At 41.2% G+C, this 16,706-nt stretch carries 16 protein-coding genes, 1 tRNA gene and 1 pseudogene; 2 read left to right on the top strand and 16 right to left on the bottom strand.

The features are described 5' to 3' along the window. From OCV72_RS15970 to OCV72_RS15935, 8 genes and pseudogenes are all read right to left on the bottom strand, one after another. Positions 1-242 (bottom strand): ParA family protein (locus tag OCV72_RS15970; protein ID WP_242859278.1); only part of this gene is annotated, 242 nt, incomplete at its 3' end. Between the two features lie 14 nt (positions 243-256). Continuing rightward, positions 257-1,222, bottom strand: a complete 966-nt coding sequence (locus OCV72_RS15965; RefSeq protein WP_055160129.1) for a ParB/RepB/Spo0J family partition protein — start codon at positions 1,220-1,222, stop codon at positions 257-259. A 326-nt stretch (positions 1,223-1,548) separates the two neighbouring features. After that, a tRNA-Arg gene (locus tag OCV72_RS15960) sits at positions 1,549-1,622 on the bottom strand. 379 nt (positions 1,623-2,001) lie between these two features. Further along, the gene (locus OCV72_RS15955; protein ID WP_055284855.1) at positions 2,002-2,877 is read right to left on the bottom strand and encodes a DUF3881 family protein; all 876 of its coding nucleotides are present in this window, start codon (positions 2,875-2,877) and stop codon (positions 2,002-2,004) included. Positions 2,878-2,897: 20 nt separating this feature from the next. Further along, positions 2,898-4,187: a serine--tRNA ligase gene (gene serS / locus OCV72_RS15950; protein WP_006427141.1), complete on the bottom strand. Its 1,290-nt coding sequence runs from the start codon at positions 4,185-4,187 to the stop codon at positions 2,898-2,900. 246 nt (positions 4,188-4,433) lie between these two features. Further along, a pseudogene (locus OCV72_RS15945) lies at positions 4,434-4,943 on the bottom strand (DUF4446 family protein); the annotation flags it as partial. A gap of 6 nt (positions 4,944-4,949) precedes the next feature. Next, complete coding sequence (locus OCV72_RS15940; protein WP_055284853.1) at positions 4,950-5,864, bottom strand: ParB/RepB/Spo0J family partition protein; 915 nt, start codon at positions 5,862-5,864, stop codon at positions 4,950-4,952. A 28-nt stretch (positions 5,865-5,892) separates the two neighbouring features. Then, entirely contained in the window at positions 5,893-6,654 is a 762-nt protein-coding gene (locus OCV72_RS15935) for a ParA family protein (protein WP_055284851.1), read from the bottom strand. A gap of 302 nt (positions 6,655-6,956) precedes the next feature. Here OCV72_RS15935 and OCV72_RS15930 point away from each other — a divergent pair, with 302 nt between their 5' ends. Further along, the gene (locus OCV72_RS15930) at positions 6,957-7,829 is read left to right on the top strand and encodes an alpha/beta fold hydrolase (protein ID WP_055284849.1); all 873 of its coding nucleotides are present in this window, start codon (positions 6,957-6,959) and stop codon (positions 7,827-7,829) included. A gap of 123 nt (positions 7,830-7,952) precedes the next feature. On the opposite strand, the gene rsmG is transcribed toward OCV72_RS15930, so the two are convergent. The 8 genes from rsmG to rpmH form a co-directional block, all read right to left on the bottom strand. Next, on the bottom strand, positions 7,953-8,666 hold the full coding sequence (gene rsmG / locus OCV72_RS15925; protein WP_055284848.1) for a 16S rRNA (guanine(527)-N(7))-methyltransferase RsmG: 714 nt from the start codon (positions 8,664-8,666) through the stop codon (positions 7,953-7,955). A gap of 169 nt (positions 8,667-8,835) precedes the next feature. Further along, the gene (gene mnmG, locus OCV72_RS15920; RefSeq protein WP_028087560.1) at positions 8,836-10,746 is read right to left on the bottom strand and encodes a tRNA uridine-5-carboxymethylaminomethyl(34) synthesis enzyme MnmG; all 1,911 of its coding nucleotides are present in this window, start codon (positions 10,744-10,746) and stop codon (positions 8,836-8,838) included. Further along, positions 10,712-12,094 carry a tRNA uridine-5-carboxymethylaminomethyl(34) synthesis GTPase MnmE gene (mnmE, locus tag OCV72_RS15915; protein ID WP_055284846.1) on the bottom strand — a complete coding sequence of 461 codons (1,383 nt, stop codon included), beginning with the start codon at positions 12,092-12,094 and terminating at the stop codon, positions 10,712-10,714. The genes mnmG and mnmE overlap by 35 nt, the downstream gene beginning before the upstream one ends. Before the next feature lie 61 nt (positions 12,095-12,155). Beyond that, positions 12,156-12,950 (bottom strand): RNA-binding cell elongation regulator Jag/EloR, encoded by a 795-nt coding sequence (jag, locus tag OCV72_RS15910; RefSeq protein WP_055284844.1) that lies wholly within the window; start codon positions 12,948-12,950, stop codon positions 12,156-12,158. Positions 12,951-12,962: 12 nt separating this feature from the next. Continuing rightward, positions 12,963-14,039 carry a YidC/Oxa1 family membrane protein insertase gene (locus tag OCV72_RS15905; protein ID WP_226853983.1) on the bottom strand — a complete coding sequence of 359 codons (1,077 nt, stop codon included), beginning with the start codon at positions 14,037-14,039 and terminating at the stop codon, positions 12,963-12,965. Positions 14,040-14,071: 32 nt separating this feature from the next. Continuing rightward, on the bottom strand, positions 14,072-14,284 hold the full coding sequence (yidD, locus tag OCV72_RS15900) for a membrane protein insertion efficiency factor YidD (RefSeq protein WP_006427130.1): 213 nt from the start codon (positions 14,282-14,284) through the stop codon (positions 14,072-14,074). Positions 14,285-14,290: 6 nt separating this feature from the next. After that, positions 14,291-14,632, bottom strand: a complete 342-nt coding sequence (rnpA, locus tag OCV72_RS15895; protein ID WP_028087564.1) for a ribonuclease P protein component — start codon at positions 14,630-14,632, stop codon at positions 14,291-14,293. Positions 14,633-14,685: 53 nt separating this feature from the next. Then, complete coding sequence (gene rpmH, locus OCV72_RS15890) at positions 14,686-14,820, bottom strand: 50S ribosomal protein L34 (protein WP_021859823.1); 135 nt, start codon at positions 14,818-14,820, stop codon at positions 14,686-14,688. A 374-nt stretch (positions 14,821-15,194) separates the two neighbouring features. Here rpmH and dnaA point away from each other — a divergent pair, with 374 nt between their 5' ends. Beyond that, positions 15,195-16,580 carry a chromosomal replication initiator protein DnaA gene (gene dnaA, locus OCV72_RS15885; protein ID WP_055284840.1) on the top strand — a complete coding sequence of 462 codons (1,386 nt, stop codon included), beginning with the start codon at positions 15,195-15,197 and terminating at the stop codon, positions 16,578-16,580. Positions 16,581-16,706 lie beyond the last annotated feature (126 nt).

The following is a 16,706-nucleotide window of genomic DNA, read 5'->3' as shown; positions in this document are numbered from 1 at the left end:
AAAATCCCATCTTCCAGAGAGATTTCTTCTTCGTTGATGACATCCATCATGATCGTTGCCAATGTGATGCGAAGATCATCCGGTTCCTCATATCCAAGACTTGCGGTTAAACTTCCCTGTGGATCCGCGTCGATCAGCAACACTTTCTTACCTTCTCTTGCCAGTCCAATGCCTACATTTACGGTTGTGGTGGTCTTTCCGACGCCACCTTTCTGGTTTACTACGGATATAACTTTACACATGATTTCTTCCTCCTTTAACTTTCCCATGATTCTTTTTTCCATAATTTCAACAGTGCCAGTATTTCCCGCTTCATCATTGCCGGTGTATAAGAATTTGGAAAATACTTGTGCAACTGCTCGTTTGTGAATGCCACTCTTGTGATCTCACCCTTTTTCACTTCACACATGATCTCTTCCATCTTTTCCAGTGACAACTGTTTTTCTTTACTCAGTTGCCGAATCCTCTGGGCCTGTGAGAGTGATGGGATTGCCTGTGCATACTCCATTGCTACAAGCAGTTCTCTTTGTTCTTTTTCACTTAATGCAGCTATCTCTACAGCCGGACAAAAAGAAATAATCTCATCATCCAGTTTCTGCAACATTTCCGGTATCAGTTTTGTCAGTGAAATATAACGCTGCACTTGTTTTGGGCTATCACCACAATCTTCACTGATGATTTCTATTGCCCGCTTTCTTGGTGTTTTGTGGTCAACTTGGCTCTTTTTTCGACCACTTTTTCTTTTTAATACGTCATTCTTCAGTTTGTAAGCAAAAGCTTTTTCACTGTAGCTGATCCGTTCTCTGTGAAGATTGGAATCTACCATGCTCAAGATGGAATCATCTTCACTTAATACCCGGATGATTACCGGTACTTTACGGTATCCCAGTTTCTCCGCAGCATGTTTTCTTCTGTGACCGGATATGATCTCATAGTATCCATCCGGTACTGGTCTGACGATCAGCGGATTTAAAATTCCATACTTCTCAATGCTTTCCTGCAAAAGAAACATTTCCTTATCATCTTTTACCTGAAACGGGTGCTCTTTGAACGGACGAAGACGCTCAATCTCAATTTCTATGATTCTTTCTTCGTTTTCTCCTGATTGTCTGTTTGGCTCAGTCATCTTGACTCCTTTCCTCCAGGATTCAGGAAATAAAAAATGCCTGCCTGGAACTTTTATAGATAGTAAAGTTCCAAACAGACATTGCTGTTTGACCATTAGCTACAGCTAATAGAATTGAATACTGTTTCAGCTAATTCCAGTTTGCAGGTTTGGGAGAGATTGTTTCTTTTCCCGCCTTTTCTCTGATTTACATCCCCGAATAAGGGGTGACAACGGAGCGGAACCCAAATGTTAGCTGGACTTCTTAAAACCCATGTTTGCAAACCGGTAATTTTGATTAGCTGTCAGCTAACAAAAATCGGATTGCGTTAGCTGGAAATTGATCATTTTGAATGGAATTTTGTGTCACGAACGTGATTAGAAAATAACAAAAGCGTTCGCTGTCAGCTAATCCAGCTAACATTTTCGAACGCTTTGAAGCCCGTCGCCAAGAGGATTTGAACCTCCGACCCCTCGCTTAGGAGGCGAGTGCTCTATCCAGCTGAGCTATGACGACACATGCCGCAAACCCTTGATTTTACTGGGTTTCTGGGATTTTTCCCTTCGGCCATATATAAGATTATCAACTCTATTTCGAGTTGTCAATCTACAGATTTTTTTGATTTGGTAACATTAGAACGTTCCCCAATTTGGGGAATGCTTTGTTGTCACCATTAGCATTTTTCAGAATAGATTCGAACTGAAAGTTGTTTTTCATTTTTCCCTTTGGGGAATGCCTCGGCTTTCTCTTAGGAGGCGAGTGCTCTATCCAGCTGAGCTATGACGACACATATCTATTTTACCATTAATCTCACAAAAGTCAATACAGGGATGGATATCCCCACCCCTGTATCATTCTGAAATATTTATCCACATTTTACTGTTCTTATCCACATTCAGAAATTGATTTTTCCCTGCAGCCACACATTTCCTTTGAATCTGCGTCCGACTGCCGGTTCGCCCATGACTTCTCTTTTTGGTACACATACATCGAATAATAATCCGTTCACATCCAATTTCATAATGCAGATATCTTCCCTTGTAATCTCATTTCTTGTAAGACGATATTCCAAGATCTCGCCCATGATCGAATACCGGTCGCATTCGATTCCATACGGCATAATGTATGTATCCACAATGGTAAATACATCTTCCGATATCAGTCTTTTCGATACTTTGGAATAGGTATCCATATCATCCAGTGTAAGACTTTCGATTGCCTGCGGATCACCTGTTCTAGCTGCACTCAACAACAGCATGCGGTTGTGCACCTCTTCCTGCTGTTCCCGTTCCTGCTCCTTGCTTTTCCTCACCGGAAGCAGGATGGTTCCCTCATTGCAGAGTCCGGACAAAGTAACAGAAGAATACTTGATACTTCTTCCGCCAATCTGCCTCTCTCTCAGATATTCCATCATATTCTGCAGATAGAATACCAGGTTGATGCCGACTTTTGTATCCTCACAAATGCCTACATATGCTTCACGGTCTATCCTTCGTTCCACACTGACATTTGCATAAGATGTTACGCCGGATCCTGTGAAATACGGAGCATAATAGCGGTAATCAAACTGTTCGTCGATATCCATATCTCCGCACACCTTGATCCCGATACCTTCTCCATATTCTTTATCAAATTCACAAAGATCCGTCACTTCATCCTGCGTGACAAGCTGATGTCCCGTATAGGATTCTTCCACATCTCTTATGATCTGTATTAACTGTTTTTTGTCTCTGATATTTCCAAATCCAATGGATTTCAAATATTGATGCATACGCTTATCCTTATAATTTCCTATTTTTTAGGTACAAGCTTCTCTGTTCCGCCCATGTATGGCTGTAATGCCTTAGGAATCTTAACAGATCCATCTTCCTGAAGGTTGTTTTCCAGGAATGCGATCAGCATTCTCGGTGGAGCCACAACTGTATTGTTCAGTGTATGTGCGAAATATTTTGTTCCGTCTTCACCTTTGACACGGATACCAAGTCTTCTTGCTTGTGCATCACCAAGGTTAGAACAACTTCCTACTTCGAAGTATTTCTTCTGTCTTGGAGACCATGCTTCCACGTCACAAGATTTTACCTTCAGATCTGCCAGGTCACCTGAGCAGCACTCTAATGTACGTACCGGGATATCCAGTGAACGGAACAGATCTACCGTGTTCTGCCATAATTTATCATACCAGATCTTGCTTTCTTCCGGTTTACATACAACGATCATTTCCTGTTTTTCGAACTGGTGGATTCTGTATACTCCACGTTCCTCGATACCATGAGCTCCTTTTTCTTTACGGAAACATGGTGAATAGCTTGTAAGTGTCTGTGGAAGCTGTTTTTCTTCCAGCATTGTGTCGATGAATTTACCGATCATAGAGTGCTCACTTGTTCCGATCAGATACAGATCTTCTCCCTCGATCTTGTACATCATAGAATCCATCTCTGCGAAGCTCATAACACCTGTTACAACGTTGCTTCTGATCATGAAAGGTGGTACACAGTAAGTAAATCCACGATTGATCATAAAGTCTCTTGCATATGCAAGTACAGAAGAATGAATTCTTGCGATATCACCCATCAGATAATAGAATCCATTTCCCGCTACTCTTCCGGCGCTCTCAAGATCGATTCCGTCAAATGCTTCCATGATCTCTGTATGGTATGGAATCTCGAAATCAGGAACAAAAGGCTCACCGAATTTTTCAATTTCTACATTCTGACTGTCATCTTTTCCGATTGGTACAGAAGGATCGATGATGTTCGGAATAATCATCATATTCTGTTTCAGTTTCTCTTCTACTTCTTTTTCTTCTTTGGAAAGTTCTTCGATTCTTGCAGCACTCTCAGCTACTTTTCTCTTTAATTCTTCCGCTTCTTCTTTCTTTCCCTGTGCCATACATGCACCGATCTGTTTAGAGATTTTATTCTTTTCTGCACGAAGTGCTTCTACTTCTCCCTTAATATCTCTATTTTTCTGATCCAGTTCTATTACTTCATCTACCAAAGGTAATTTCTCATCCTGGAACTTATTTTTGATGTTCTGTTTTACCACATCCGGATTATTTCTTACAAATTTGATATCTAACATTTTTCTAAACTCCTCCTGCTCTCATATCTGTTATATGATCTGCTATTTTCTATTTTTTTCAGGTCTTGCCATATCTGGACGCATACTGCTGGTTCTTGTATTCAGGATTTTTCCATTATTTGCCTTTCCAGATGCCTGTTTTGCACTTCTTGCATTACTGTTTTTCTGATTTCCGTTCTTTGCCGGACCGGATTTTGCCATTTTCATACTTCCTGTTACAGAAGCAACAGCCTTATTGACTTCTTCTTCATATCCATCTTCGAAAATAGCCTTATCCAGTGCTTCTGCTTCTTCCTCAGCAAGTTCTACATAGCTTTCCCCTTTTACAATCTCCTTTACGTAAGTGTAACAGCCCTCTCTGCTGTGCATTGCATTGAGGATCCATCCGGTATTATTATTGTCTAGCATTGCAAGTGCAAAGCTGAGCTTTCCACCCATTTCATTAAATGCATCATACTTGACAATACCAACCTTCTGGTAAGACTTCTCCATCTTCTTGTTCAGCTTTTGGATGTCTGTACGATTCTGCTTTGTGTATTTCAGAATTGCTTCTACATCCGAAAATCCTGACATCATGCTTTCTTCCAGTGTCTTTCCATCTTTCCCACGCATAAACGTCGTATAGCTGCTTTTCAACCGATTATACTTCATTGTTACATTTACATACAGAACGAATAATATAACAATCAGTACCAGCAAAAATAAAAATATCAATGCCGGATCGATACCAAGTGCTTTCAGTATTTTGCTATCCATATTCAATTACTCTCCTCTTTTAATGCTCATCATCATATCGAACAAATGTTCTAATTCATCATCTGAATAATATTCTATCTCTATCTTACCTTTTCCCTTTCCTTTTGATGCTATACTGACTTTTGTTCCGAATACACCTTTCATCTTTTCTTCCAGATCCTGGTAAATGAACGCATTCTCCATTACCTTCTTCTCTTTTGTTTTTTTCGGATTCTTGATCTCTTTCACAAGCTTCTCAGTCTCCCTCACACTGAGTTTCTCGTCAAATATCTTATTTGCCAGTGTATACTGAAGTTCCGGATCATCAATTGCGAGAAGCGCTCTCGCATGCCCTGTAGAAATCATATCGTCAATTATCATCTGCTGTACTTTATCACTTAACTTCAACAGTCTCATAGAGTTTGTTACCGCAGTTCTACTCTTCGATACTCGTTCTGCAACTTCATCCTGTTTCAGATTGAATTCCTCCAGAAGTCTCTTAAATGCAATTGCTTCTTCAATTGGATTCAGGTTCTCTCTCTGGATATTTTCAATCAGACCGATTTCAAGAATTTCCTGATCTGTATATTCTTTTACAATTACAGGAACTTCCTTTACCCCGGCAAGTTTTGCAGCTCTCCATCTTCTTTCACCGGCAATGATTTCGTAGTAATCCTTTCTTTTCCGAACAAGCAGCGGCTGTAATACACCGAACTGTTTGATGGAATCCGAAAGTTCAAGGAGAGCATCTTCATCAAAATTCTTTCTCGGCTGATCCCTGTTCGGCTCAACCTCATTGATCTTCATCGTCTGCACGCCTGCTTTTTCTTCTGCTTCTTTCTTTGCTTCAGCAGATTTGTCAGGTGTTACAGACTTTATGCTCTTATTATCTGGGATCAGACTGTCCAGACCTTTTCCCAGACCTTTTTTCTTAATTGACATTCGTTCCCTCCTACATCACATCTTTTAGTTACTCTCTATTCATCACTTCATCAGCAAGTCTCTGGTATGCGCTTGCTCCTGTAGACTTTGGATCATACAGATTGATCGGCATTCCATAACTTGGTGCTTCTGCCAACCGGATATTTCTAGGAATAATCGTTTTATAGATGTTCTGTTGCAGGTTCTCTTTTACATTTTCTACAACCTGAAGTGAAAGATTCGTTCGCGCATCGTACATTGTAAATACAACGCCTTCTATTTTCAGAATTGGATTCAATCTTTCTTTCACCAGTTCAACTGTATGTATTAACTGGCTCAATCCCTCCAGCGCATAGTACTCACACTGAATCGGTACCAGCACCGAATCAGCTGTTGTCATAGCATTAATTGTCAGCATACTCAACGATGGTGGACAATCAATAATAATATAATCATAATTGTCTTTGATTGGTGCAATAGCGTTTCTGATGATAAATTCTTTATCATCCACACCGATCAATTCAATCTCTGCCGCTGACAGATCAATACTTGTCGGAATAATATCTAGGTTTTCAATTGCTTCTTTTTGAAGCACTTCCTCTACACCAACCTGTCCAATCATAAGATCATAGATATTCTTTTCAACTTCATCTTTGTCTATTCCTAATCCACTCGTCATATTTCCCTGCGGATCCATATCGATAGCAAGAACTTTCTGGCCTTTTTCAGCAAGGCATGCCGACAGATTAATAGCTGTCGTTGTCTTTCCAACACCACCTTTTTGGTTCGCAACGGCTATAACTCGTCCCATTTAATTATCACCTTCCCTTTTTTTACATGATATTAGTATATCACTTTTCCAGGTACTTATCCATAAAATGTTTCACGTGAAACATAGTTTTTCCATTTTTCATAAATATGAATCTGTTCTATTTGTTATTTTCGTTATCTTTATGCTTTTCCATTCTTTTTATTCTTTTTATTTTTTAATGTTTCACGTGAAACATTTTCTTTGATTACACAGATGTTCATTTTGCGTTCATTTTGCAAAGGCAATCTTCCAATTTATAAGTAAATATAGTATAATTAGTAGTAAGAAAGTGAGGTATCAACATGAACTGGAAAAAGACATTATTGTTCATCTCGACAGCAATCGGAACAACAACCCTGGCGTTCCACGTAATAAACAAATTCATATTCAACACCTCTGATGAACACTCAGAAGAAGACTCATCCAACTACTACAATTGGAAATTTGGAAATATATATTATCAAAAGACAGGAAGCGGCTCTCCTCTTCTTCTCATCCATGATCTGAATCATTACAGTTCTTCAATGGAATGGGACAAAGTAATCGATACTCTTTCCAGAGAACACACTGTGTATACCATAGATCTTCTTGGATGTGGAAAATCTGATAAACCTGCCATCACATACACCTGCTATCTCTATGTCCAGCTTCTCACTGATTTCATTCGCGATATCATTGGAGAAAAGACAGATATCGTTGCAACCGGAGCATCTGTTTCTTTTGTAACAGCTGCCTGTCAGAACATTGCCGATCAGATTTGTCATATAATCCTTGTTTGTCCGGAAAGCATCCGTACACTTGCAAAAGCACCAAACCATAAGTCAAAGCTGCTCGCAAGTATTATAAATCTTCCTATATATGGAACATTCATCTATAATGTTGGCGCACGTAACACTGCACTTTCGGATTCTGCTGAATGCAGATATCTCTACTCCAGTATTTTAGGTCATTATACAACAGTAAATATTGCTCATTGTCTTGAAGGACTTACAACTTCCATTGCCGTGATTTCCGGGAAAAATGCACCGGAAACTTTCGAAAAAGCTGAAGAATACTGTAATGTTCTCCCATCCATTGAGCATATTGAAATTGCAGGCTGTGGATTACTGCCACAGCGGGAAAATGCTGATGCATTTTTAGAGCAGATAGACATATTGCTAAGCGACAACTGCTAGTGCTCTGCCTGTATCACCAGTAAATAATATTAAGTTTTACAAAAGGGGTAATGTTTCACATGAAACATTACCCCTTTTACATTTTCTTGTTTTCACAAAATTCTTATCAAATTGCTATTTTTCTTACCGTATCGGCTCTTTGGAAGGCATTCCAGCCTTTCGTGGATATTTCTTTGCCGTATTCTTCACTTTGTGGATCTTCACGAACGATCTGCCGATGTCTGTTCCCGGAAGTTCGAATTTTACTACGTCTTCAATCTTACCACCAAGTATCTTTACCGCTTTCGACGACTCTTTTACTTCTTCATCAATCTCACCCGATTTATAAGGTACAAACATACCATCCACTTTTACGTAAGGCAGGCAATATTCGCTCAACGTTGCCAGATTTGCAACTGCTCTGGACACACACAGATCATACTGTTCTCTATATGCTGTATCTTTGGCATAATCTTCCGCTCTTCCATGAATTGTGTGGATATCTTCCAATCCCAGTTCTTCGATCACAGCATTCAGGAACTTAATTCTTTTGTTCAACGAATCAAGCAATGTCACTTTCAGATGTGGAAATGCGATCTTAAGCGGTAATCCCGGGAATCCCGCCCCCGTACCAATATCGATTACCTGATCTACCTTAGCCATATCCATGACTTTTACAATAGAAAGGCTGTCTACATAATGTTTTTCCACAACTTCCTCATATTCTGTGATCCCGGTCAGGTTCATCACCTTATTCCACTCTTCAAGAAGCTTATGATAGGCATCGAACTGCTCTTTCTGCCGGTCCGTAATCTCTATTCCTATCTTTTCCAGGCTTTTTTTCAAAATCTGGTCCATATTTTTCTCCTTATTTCTCTCTAAAATTAATAAGTATATAAAATGTATGATTTTTCATGTTATTCATTTTATATACTTATTATTATATTTACTATATAATTATATTTACATTATTTTATAATATAATTATAAATATATTTACCACTGTAATCCGTTGTATCTCTGCACTTTATCTGTGATTTCCACTCAGATATACCAGCAGCACCGAGATATCAGCCGGAGACACACCGGAAATGCGTGACGCCTGTCCGATCGACACCGGTCTGTACTCTTTCAGCTTCTGAACTGCTTCGATACGAAGGCTGTTCACTGCATCATAATCCATATCTTCCGGAATTTTCTTATTTTCCATCTTCTTGAACTGCTCTACCTGGCGTTTCTGACGCTGGATATAACCGTCATATTTCAGGGAAATATCCACCTGCCCGATCACTTCTTCCGCCAGATCTTCCGGCAATTTTGGCCGGGTCACATCAATATCTGCAACTGCTTCGTAAGACAATTCCGGTCTCCGGATCAATTCTGCCAGACTGCTTCCGGAATTCAGCGGTGTACTTTCATAGGATTCCAGGAGTTCCTGTACCTTTTCACTGGTTCCGACATAAGCATTCTTTAACCGCTCGATTTCCGACTCTATCAGCCTTTCTTTTTCCTTCAGGCGATCGTAACGCTCCTGTGAGATCAGACCGACTTCATAGCCTTTTTCCGTCAGACGCTGATCCGCATTGTCCTGTCTCAGAAGCAGACGGTACTCTGCCCTGGAAGTCATCATACGGTATGGCTCATGACTTTCCTTTGTAACCAGATCATCAATCAGAACGCCGATATAAGCCTCTGAACGGTCTAACACCAGGGATTCCCTGCCTTGCAGCTTTCTGGCTGCATTTATGCCCGCTATAAGCCCTTGTGCGGCAGCTTCCTCATAGCCGGAGCTTCCGTTGAACTGTCCCGCGCTGAATAATCCACTGATGTTACGGAATTCCAGGGATGGTTTTAACTGTCTTGCATCAATACAGTCATACTCGATCGCATATGCATTTCTTACGATCTTCACATGCTCCAGCCCCGGAACACTGCGGTACATGGCATACTGTACATCTTCCGGCAGCGAACTCGACATACCACCGATATACATCTCATCCGTCTCCAGCCCTTCCGGCTCAAGAAATACCTGATGACGCTTTTTATCTGCAAATTTTACAACTTTATCTTCAATCGACGGACAGTATCTCGGTCCCGTTCCCTCGATCATTCCGGAATACAGCGGTGATCTGTCCAGATTGGCACGGATGATATCATGTGTCGTCTCATTTGTATAAGTCAGCCAGCATGAAGCCTGATCGATCTGCACATCGTCCGGATTCGTAGTAAATGAAAACGGCACTACCCTCTCGTCTCCGAACTGCTCTTCCATCTTGCTGAAATCCACGGTTTTACGGTCTACCCTGGCAGGTGTTCCTGTCTTGAAACGGTACATCTTAATTCCCAGTTCTTTCAGACAATCGGTCAGATGATTGGCCGCCTGCAGTCCGTTCGGACCGGTATACTGACTCACATCCCCATAGATACAACGTGCCTTCAGATAAGTTCCGCTGCAGATGATAACCGCCTTACAGTGATAAGTTGCACCCGAAAATGTCTGCACTCCGGTAATCTTTCCATCTTCCACCAGGAGATTTGCCACCTCTCCCTGCTTGATCTCAAGATTCTCCTGCGCTTCCAGTACACGGCGCATCGTTCTGCTATAGACCGCCTTATCAGCCTGTGCACGAAGCGAATGTACCGCCGGGCCTTTGGACTTATTTAACATTTTTGACTGGATAAATGTACGGTCGATGACCTTTCCCATCTCTCCGCCAAGGGCATCCAGTTCTCTTACCAGATGGCCTTTGGAACTTCCTCCGATATTCGGATTACACGGCATCATCGCAATGCTGTCCACACTTACGGTAAATACCAGTGTCTGAAATCCAAGTCTCGCCGTTGCCAGTGCCGCCTCGCATCCTGCGTGTCCGGCACCGATGACGACAACATCATATTTATCTTTATTTTCCCATACAGAATTTGCTGAATATCTCATTAACCAAATCTTCTCCTATCGTTTCGCCGGTGATATTGCCGAGAGCTTCATATGCATCCATAAGATCGATCGAATAGAAATCCTCCGGCATATCTGCGGCAATGCTGTCATTCACACGTTCAAGTGCGGCATATGCATCCTGAAGTGCTGTTTTCTGTCTCACATTCGTAATATAGATTTCATCATTAAATGTCAGTTCGCCCTGGAAGAACATCTCCTTTAACGTATCTTCCAGTTCTCCGATCCCCTCCACATTCTTTGCGGAGATCTCGATCACCGGGAATTCCTCCGGCAGCTCTTCCTGATCTTTTTTCACCTGCATATCCAGATCGGATTTGTTCAGCAGAATGATCGCACGTTTTCCTTTGATCAGATGCAGGATCTCTGCATCATTTTCATCCAGCGGTCTGGATGCATCGATCACATACAGGATCAGGTCTGCCTTGTCTGCATATTCTTTTGCACGGTCAACACCGATCTTTTCTACCACATCTTCCGTATCACGGATGCCGGCAGTATCCATGATATTTAAAGAAATTCCCTTCAGATTCAGGTGTTCTTCCAATACATCTCTGGTTGTACCTGCAATATCTGTAACGATTGCCCGGTCTTCACCGAGAAGTACATTTAACAGGGATGATTTCCCCGCATTCGGTTTTCCGAGGATGACTGTGCGTACGCCCTCTTTTATAATCCTACCATCATCACAGCTATCTAGCAATCTTTTCATTGCTTCTATGATCTCATCAACCACTTTTTTTAGTGTTTCCCCGTATCCATCAACGCTGATATGCTCCGGATCATCCAGTGCGGTCTCGATAAATGCAGTGTGATACAGGATCTTTTCACGCATTTCACCGATCTTATCTTTGATATTGCCCTTAAGCTGGCTCACTGAACTCTGTAAAGCATATTCGTTCTGCGATGCGATCAGGTCCCCGACAGCCTCTGCTTGTGAAAGATCCAGTCTGCCATTTAGAAACGCACGCTTGGTGTACTCTCCCGGCTCTGCCGGGCGCGCACCATTTTTGATCAGAAGCTCCAGAATACGCTTTACCACATAGACTCCGCCGTGACAGTTGATCTCCACCGTATCTTCACCGGTGTAGCTGTGCGGCCCGCGCATCAGCATGACCAGTACTTCGTCGATCACCTGATCTCCATCAACCATATACCCATAATGGATCGTATGTGATTGCTGTTCACATAACTTCTTCTCTTTTTTCCCTTTATACACCCGGTCTGCGATCTGAAATGCTTCCGGACCACTCATTCGTACAATTCCGATCCCGGAATTACTCATTGCCGTAGATATTGCGGCAATTGTGGAATTATATAATTGTTCCATATTTCCTCCATACTTTGGTATCAAAAAAGACAAGGGCCGCTTAAAGACCCCTGTCTCTTAATTATCGGTTATTTCTGTTTCTTACCAGTGTTACCACAACTCTTCTGTAAGGCTCTTCACCTTCACTGTGTGTGGATACTGCCGGGTCAGACTGCAGCGCAGAGTGAATGATTCTTCTCTCGTATGGATTCATCGGCTCAAGAGAAACTGTCTTTCTTGTTCTCTTAACTTTACTTGCGATATTCTTTGCAAGATTTTCCAGTGTTTCTTTTCTTCTTCTTCTGTAATCCTCTGTGTCAAGTTTCACTCTTACATATCCATCCTGCATCTTATTGGCAACACGATTTGTAAGATACTGCAGAGAATCAAGTGTCTGTCCTCGTTTTCCGATCAGAATACCCATATTGCTTCCTTCCATATTGATAGAAAGTGCACCTTCTTCATCTACAGCAGATGTAACTTTTACATCCTCCATGCCCATTGCATTCATCACATCATAGATGAATTTCTCACATGTCTCGATCGTCTGTGGTTCCACCTTTGCAAGTTCTGCTTCTTTCTTTGGAGCAGATTTTACTTCCGGCTTCTCTTCTCCCGCCGGTTTTCTGGCGTGTGAATATTCTTTTACCGGTTCTTCCACTTTCGGCTCTTCTTTTACAACTTCTTCAACCGGTTTTTCTTCCTGTTTTCTGCGGGCCTTGATCACAGCCTGCTTTCTTCCGATTCCAAGGAAACCTTCGCTTCCTTTTTCAACAACAATATAATCTAAACGATCACTTGTTACGCCTAACTGAACCAGTGCCTCTGTAATCGCATCGTCCAGTGTCTTTGCTGATAAGGTAATGTAATCCTCCATTACAGCCGCCCCCTAATCATTTTCGTTAAATTTCTTCACCATATTTGCCTTTGATGCGAGACTTCCTTTCTTCGCATTGTCTGCTTTCTGGTGCGCTTTTTCCACTCTGGCTTCTCTTTCTTTTTCACTTAAGTTAGATGTACTCTGCTTTTTCATGGATGCCTGGTTGTTCATATTCTTGGTATTCATCTGAGCCATTGCTGCGATTCGTTCATTCTTCTCGCCACGTTTTACACGTTTTTCCTCAGCCTTTTCCTTGTTTTTCTCCAGGATCTCATCTACAGACATCTTGCTTAAATGCTTATTGATAAATATCTGCTGAACGCAACGTACTACCGCACTGACGATCCAGTACAGACCGATACCTGTCGGAAGTGAAAATACCATAAATACCGAGAACAGCGGCATTGTCACATTCATCGTGTTCATCGTAGATGCCATCGGGTTATCTTTATCAAGCTGCTGTCCGGAAATAGCCTGTGAAAGCTTGATACTTCCGTACTGTGTCAGACCAGATAATACCGGAAGCAAGATTGCAGTAATAATAATAACAACCGGTGCAAATCCATAGTCCCCGCTGTTCTTGATCATCTGCATAGGTGAGATGGTCAGGTCAGGAAGGGTCAGGAATACATTTACTGCTTTTGGAGCTGTCTTGATCTCCGGAACATATTTCTGGATATTATAGATAACCGGGTACAAAGCAAACAACAGCGGCATCTGAATCAGTAATGGAAGGCATCCTGCTGACATCGATGTACCATATTTGTCATACACCTGCTGAATCTCTTCCTGCTGTTTCATCATTGATGCCTGGTCTTTTTTATTCTTATACTTCTTCTGTATAGCCTGAATCTCCGGATTCATAACAGATGACATCTTCGATGTTCTCTGCTGCTGTACTGTAAGTGGAAGTAATAACGTATACACAAAAATCGTATACAGAATGATTGACAGACCTACCAGTCCATTATCGCTTGGCAGACAGTTGTCCAGTAAATTATAGATAAAGTTCATTACCTTACCCAGAATCCAGCAAAGCTGTCCGACAATCGGCCAGTTAGCGGCAGTCAGTAAACTTGGTACCATAATTTTTTCCTCCATATGTAGTTGTAATCTTTTTAAGGAACAGGGTCGTACCCTCCTCTGGTAAACGGATTACAGCGCAGAATTCTCCACACTGCCAGCCGTCCCCCTTTTAACGCGCCATATTTCTCAATTGCTTCTTTCGCATACTGAGAACAGGTCGGATAAAACTTACAGGTGGAACCGCCCTTTATCGGAGACAGATATCTCTGATAAAATCTGATACCAGTGAGCAGAATCTTCTTCATAATACGTTACCCCTCATCTATAATCTTATGAAGATGGGCCAGATGGAGCATTGCGCCGACAATCTCTTTATAACCTTTTCCTTTGGCGCCTATTCTTGCTATAACAATAATATCCAATCCACATCTGAACCGTTCTTCTTGTAATCTATAGCTTTCGCGGATTAACCTCGTTAATCTGTGCCGTACTATACTGTTTCCTACTTTTTTACTTACAGATATTCCTAATCGATTCTGACCTGTCCCATTCTCCAGTACATACATAACCAGATATTTGTTGGCATAAGATGTCCCTTTTCTATATATATATTGGAAATCTTTGTTCTTTTTCAGTGATTCGGAATACTTCATTGTGTGATTCTCCTAATTATTCTGAGTAGAAGAAAAGGCCACATATATGCGGCCTACGCTGATAATTTCTTTCTTCCTTTTGCTCTTCTTGCAGCAAGTACTTTTCTTCCACCTGCTGTGCTCATTCTAGATCTGAAGCCATGTACTTTAGCTCTCTGTCTCTTTTTTGGCTGGAATGTCATCTTCATGGATATCCACCTCCTTATTTTATTCCAAGGGATGTTCTCCCTAATTTTCATAAGACATCAGCCTTGATTATATTAAAAAAACCGCTCTACGTCAAGCAATTCCGCAAATTTTTAAAATATATTTATCCACATTTTGTGGAAAACTTTGTGGATTTCTGTGGATAACGTGTGGAAATCATATATTTTTTTAGTTTTTTTCCACTTTACATACGCATTTTTACTATGTTGATAATTGGGATTGAGTTTTCCACAGTTTCTCACATGCATCAAAGTGCACGATTAAAGATTGCCTAAAGCAACTTTTTGATGTACAATGTAGAAGAGTGGGTTTATAGGTGAAAATCCGCGAATCAGACAGATTAGGAGTAAATATGATGAATACAGTGAAGGAAAAATGGCCTGAAATTATCGAACATCTCAGGGTAGAACACGAGTTATCCAATGTATCATTCAATACATGGATACAACCGTTGAAGGTCTACGATGTTGTAGACAATACCGTATTTATATTGGTAAATATGAATGCGAGTGTAGAATATATAGAGAAAAAATATCAGCTTCCATTAAAGGTATGCATTGCGGAGACTACCGGAACTGAATATGACGTTGTCTTCATTTCGGAAGATGATGACAGACTGAATGAGATCCAGAATATGGCCATTGAAGCGAATCAGAAGAAAAAAAGCAAAAGTGCTGCGGAGAAGGCCGGGCTGAATCCGAAGTATACATTTGATACCTTCGTTGTCGGCGGGAATAATAATTTCGCCCACGCAGCTTCCCTTGCTGTTGCCGAATCTCCGGGAGAAGTATACAATCCTCTCTTCTTATATGGAGGTGTTGGACTTGGAAAGACCCATTTGATGCACTCGATCGCGCATTTTATTCTGGACAAGAATCCAAAGAAAAAAGTACTCTATGTAACCAGTGAGACATTTACAAATGAGCTGATCGAAGCTCTGAAGAACGGTAAAACCGCCGGAAACGAGTCCGCAATGTCGAAATTCCGCGATAAATACCGTAATAATGATGTACTTTTGATTGATGATATCCAGTTCATTATAGGAAAAGAAAGTACACAGGAAGAGTTCTTCCATACATTTAACCATCTGCATACTTCCGGAAAGCAGATCATCATATCGTCTGATAAGCCGCCGAAAGATATTGAGACTTTGGAGGCCAGACTTCGTACGCGCTTTGAGTGGGGTCTGATCGCTGATATTTCATCACCTAACTATGAAACCCGTATGGCGATTCTTCAGAAGAAGATCGAACTGGATCATTTGGAAAAATATAACATTCCGAATGATGTACTCGAGTATATCGCAACGAACGTTAAGACAAATATCCGAGAACTTGAAGGCTCTCTTAATAAGCTGATCGCACTTTATAAGCTGAACAATAACGAATCCATCGATATTGCGCTCGCAGCAGAAGCATTAAAAGACATCATTTCTTCGGATAATAAGAGAGAAGTTACACCGGAACTGATCCTGGATATCGTTTCCGATCATTTTGGTGTGTCTATTGCCGACCTCAAAGGCGGCAAACGTAACGCCGAGATCGTCTTTCCGCGCCAGATTGCCATGTATCTGATCCGTAATATGACAGAAACTTCATTAAAAGCAGTCGGTGTCATCCTTGGGGGAAAAGATCATTCTACCATCAAACATGGAATCGAAAAAATCGAGAACGAATTACAGGCGGACGAGACTCTTTCTAACACTATTAATATCATAAAGAAGAAGATCAACCCGGCTTAGCCTTATTTTGCTGTTTTCAGCTGTGAATAACTATGTGGAAAATCTAATTATCATATGTGGATAACTATGGGATAGCCTTGGGAAAACCACAGGATTTCTGCAACTGTCTTTAGAAACGAAAAAGTT

Source organism: Dorea amylophila (genome assembly GCF_025567265.1).
GTDB lineage: Bacteria > Bacillota > Clostridia > Lachnospirales > Lachnospiraceae > Dorea_A > Dorea_A amylophila.
This window is presented reverse-complemented; position numbering and strand designations above follow the sequence as displayed.

What these genes read in the sequence shown, in the direction of transcription:
- yidD (WP_006427130.1), bottom strand. Translation starts at nt 14,284, where the DNA reads ATGAAGAAGATTCTGCTCACTGGTATCAGATTTTATCAGAGATATCTG.
- OCV72_RS15930 (WP_055284849.1), top strand. Translation starts at nt 6,957, where the DNA reads ATGAACTGGAAAAAGACATTATTGTTCATCTCGACAGCAATCGGAACA.
- mnmG (WP_028087560.1), bottom strand. Translation starts at nt 10,746, where the DNA reads ATGAGATATTCAGCAAATTCTGTATGGGAAAATAAAGATAAATATGAT.
- mnmE (WP_055284846.1), bottom strand. Translation starts at nt 12,094, where the DNA reads ATGGAACAATTATATAATTCCACAATTGCCGCAATATCTACGGCAATG.
- rsmG (WP_055284848.1), bottom strand. Translation starts at nt 8,666, where the DNA reads ATGGACCAGATTTTGAAAAAAAGCCTGGAAAAGATAGGAATAGAGATT.
- OCV72_RS15955 (WP_055284855.1), bottom strand. Translation starts at nt 2,877, where the DNA reads ATGCATCAATATTTGAAATCCATTGGATTTGGAAATATCAGAGACAAA.
- serS (WP_006427141.1), bottom strand. Translation starts at nt 4,187, where the DNA reads ATGTTAGATATCAAATTTGTAAGAAATAATCCGGATGTGGTAAAACAG.
- dnaA (WP_055284840.1), top strand. Translation starts at nt 15,195, where the DNA reads ATGAATACAGTGAAGGAAAAATGGCCTGAAATTATCGAACATCTCAGG.
- OCV72_RS15905 (WP_226853983.1), bottom strand. Translation starts at nt 14,039, where the DNA reads ATGGTACCAAGTTTACTGACTGCCGCTAACTGGCCGATTGTCGGACAG.
- rnpA (WP_028087564.1), bottom strand. Translation starts at nt 14,632, where the DNA reads ATGAAGTATTCCGAATCACTGAAAAAGAACAAAGATTTCCAATATATA.
- OCV72_RS15940 (WP_055284853.1), bottom strand. Translation starts at nt 5,864, where the DNA reads ATGTCAATTAAGAAAAAAGGTCTGGGAAAAGGTCTGGACAGTCTGATC.
- OCV72_RS15935 (WP_055284851.1), bottom strand. Translation starts at nt 6,654, where the DNA reads ATGGGACGAGTTATAGCCGTTGCGAACCAAAAAGGTGGTGTTGGAAAG.
- jag (WP_055284844.1), bottom strand. Translation starts at nt 12,950, where the DNA reads ATGGAGGATTACATTACCTTATCAGCAAAGACACTGGACGATGCGATT.
- OCV72_RS15965 (WP_055160129.1), bottom strand. Translation starts at nt 1,222, where the DNA reads ATGGTCAAACAGCAATGTCTGTTTGGAACTTTACTATCTATAAAAGTT.
- rpmH (WP_021859823.1), bottom strand. Translation starts at nt 14,820, where the DNA reads ATGAAGATGACATTCCAGCCAAAAAAGAGACAGAGAGCTAAAGTACAT.